Origin of the sequence: Corallococcus exercitus (assembly GCF_003611585.1) — a bacterium.
Classification (GTDB): domain Bacteria; phylum Myxococcota; class Myxococcia; order Myxococcales; family Myxococcaceae; genus Corallococcus; species Corallococcus exercitus.
In genome coordinates this window covers 1-2,675 of sequence record NZ_RAVW01000703.1, presented here as the reverse complement: position 1 = coordinate 2,675, position 2,675 = coordinate 1, and the positions used below count along the sequence as shown (strand labels likewise).

Genomic DNA, 2,675 nt, shown 5'->3' with positions numbered 1-2,675 from the left:
CGGTAGGAACCGGGAGGAAGCGGGCTCATGCGGAGTGGGGGCGGGCGTTGAGTTGCTGGACGAGGTCGGCGATGACGAGCGACACCATGGCCTCCAGCACCGGCACGGCGCGGGGCATGATGCACGGGTCGTGACGGCCGCCCTTGGCGTGATCCGCGAGCGTCGCGGGGGGCTTGAAGAAGGCGCGCACCTGCATGGGCTCACCGTTGGCGAGGCCACCCTGGATGCCGCCGTACGCGTCCTTCACGGCGTGGAACTGCGTGCCGGGCTGGCCGATGCGCTGGAGCAGATCCGGCGGGCCCCACACGACACCGGTGACGGCGCCGATGCTGCCCAGCGCCTGCGCGATGAGCGCCTTCAGCTTGCCGAAGATGGGCTCGCCCAGGCCCACGGGCAGGCCCTCCACGCGCACGTCGATGGCGCCGCCCAGGCTGTCCCCGGCCTCCTTCGCGGCCAGGATGCGGCGGGACATCTCGTCGCGCACGGCCGCGTCCGGGCAGCGGGTGGCGTGCGCGTCCACCATCGCGCGGGTGAGGCCCGGCGGCGGCACGGAGGCGACCAACTCACCCACCTGGGAGACGTAGGCGACGGTGCTCAGCGAGGGCAGGTCGCGCGCGAGGTACGCCTCCGCGATGGTGCCGCCGATGACGCGGCAGAGCGTCTCACGTCCGCTGGTACGGCCGCCGCCCCGGTGGTCGCGGTGCTTGTAGCGTTCACGCCATACGGCGTCCGCGTGGCCGGGCCGGTCCACGGTGGCCAGCTGGTTGTAGTCCTGCGAGCGCTGGTTCGTGTTGCGCACGATGGCCGCGATGGGCGTGCCCAGCGTCTTGTCCTCGAAGACACCGGACAGGATTTCGACGGTATCCGGCTCGTTGCGCGCCGTGACCAGGGCGGACTGCCCGGGACGCCGGCGGTCCAGCGCGGCCTGGAGCATGTCCCGCGTGAGCGGGACGCCCGCGGGGCAGCCGTCGATGACGGAGCCCAGCGCCGGGCCGTGGCTTTCGCCGAAGGTCGTCAGCCGGAAGAGGGTGCCAAAGGTATTCATGTCGCCGTTTCCCAGAGTTGTCGCTGCCGCCGGGCCTGGGCGACGAACCACGCCGCACCGAGCAGGAGAGGGGTGCCCCCGCGGCGAACGATCTCCGCGGCGACGCGCCGGCCGGGCGCACCGTATGCGATCACCGCCACGCGTGCCCCTTGGAATCGCAGGTTTTCGGGCGGAGCCACCCGGTCTGGCCACGTCCAGACCCAATCGCCTGTCAGGGGCGTTTGAATCTCCGCACGCCGCACGACCCGCAGGGCAAGTCCCTGTTCAGCGGCCACCAGCCGCAATGCCTGCGTGGAGCCGCCATCGCCCAGCACCGCCACGTCCTTCGCGCCCAGGCGCTCCAGCACCGCGCGCGCGCCCTCCGTGTCGGTGTTGAAGGACTCCCACCGCGAGCCCCGGCGCACCAGCGTGTTGATGGCCTCCAGCGACGAGCCCGTATGTTTCGCGAGCCGCATCTTGAACGGGCTCGTCACCGCGAAGCCCGCGTAGTGCGGCAGCATCGCGTCCACCACCGCCTCCACCGGCGCGGCCTCCGCCAGGTCGATGCGGTCGAACGGCTGGCGGTGGATCCGCGGCGAGCGCGAGTGCGCGATGGACGTGCCCAGGATGCCCAGCCGGAGTGCGTGCGGATCCTTCGCCTTGCGGTGCTCGCGCACCACGTCGTCCAGCAGCCGCTGTCCCGGCGCGGCCGTCCACGGGCCGCCCATGGCCACGTACTCCAGGCCGTTCCTGCGCGAGAGCACCGCGCGCGCCGGGATGGCGACAGGCCCCATGCCCAGCACGGTGACGCGCTCGGCGCCGAAGCGCTGGGACAGCCGGGCCTGCGTCTCCAGCAGCACGTCCAGGTGCGCGGGCCCATCCATGGGCTCCACGTGCTTCACCAGCGCGTCCGGCGGAAGAGGGCGGGACCAGCGCTTGAGCGCCTCCGCCGTCGTCAGCGGTCCTTCCGCGTGGTGCGACGCGAGCAGCTTCCCCGGCGGCGCGTCCATGTCCTGCGCGCGCTCCACGTCCCGGTCCACGCGCCACGCGGCCTGGATCCAGGGGGCGGGCAGCGGCTTGCCCCGCTCGGAGACGAGCAGCGGCATTACGCGGGCGAGCGCGTCCGGATCGATGTCGCCGGGCGCGTGCAGGTCGGTCCTCACCTCGATGACGTCCGCGCCGCGCTGAAGGCCGTCTTGCGCGAAGGCCACGGCGTCCGCGCCGGTGAGGGTGGGGGGCAGGGTGATGATGCGCCGGGTGGCCATCACTCGGACTCCTGGACCAGACAGCCCCGGAGGAAGTCCGCCAGGGCGATGGTGGGGACGCGGGCGTGCAGCGCCTCGCGTTCATGGAACAGCGAGTGCAACTCCTCCTCCAGCGACACGTCCGTGCGCAGCCGGGGACGCGTGGTGTCCGCCATCAGCCGCTCGCGGTACGTGTCGAAGGTGACGGGAACGACGAGCGTGAAGTGTCCCGCGAGCGCATCCGGATGATGCGACAGGAAGCCGCCACCCACCGCCACCACGCTGCCCGCGGGCAGCAGGCCCAGAGTCTCGCGCTCGGCGGCGCGGAAGGTGGTGGGGGACTCCGCGACCCAGGAGCGGAGCGGGCGCCCGTGACGGCGCTCCAGCTCCGCGTCCAGGTCTAGGCC

At 72.6% G+C, this 2,675-nt stretch carries 3 protein-coding genes; all 3 read right to left on the bottom strand.

Annotated elements, in window-relative coordinates:
• Window positions 1-25: 25 nt before the first annotated feature.
• A complete protein-coding gene (gene aroC / locus D7W79_RS41080) occupies window positions 26-1,045 on the bottom strand; it encodes a chorismate synthase (protein ID WP_120530628.1) in 1,020 nt (339 codons plus the stop codon).
• Window positions 1,042-2,289, bottom strand: coding sequence for a shikimate dehydrogenase (locus tag D7W79_RS41075; RefSeq protein ID WP_439099277.1), 1,248 nt, complete (start codon window positions 2,287-2,289; stop codon window positions 1,042-1,044). Before D7W79_RS41075 ends, aroC begins: the two co-directional genes overlap by 4 nt.
• On the bottom strand, window positions 2,289-2,675 hold a 387-nt coding region (locus D7W79_RS41070), incomplete at its 5' end, for a shikimate kinase (RefSeq protein ID WP_120530626.1). The genes D7W79_RS41070 and D7W79_RS41075, both read right to left, overlap by 1 nt.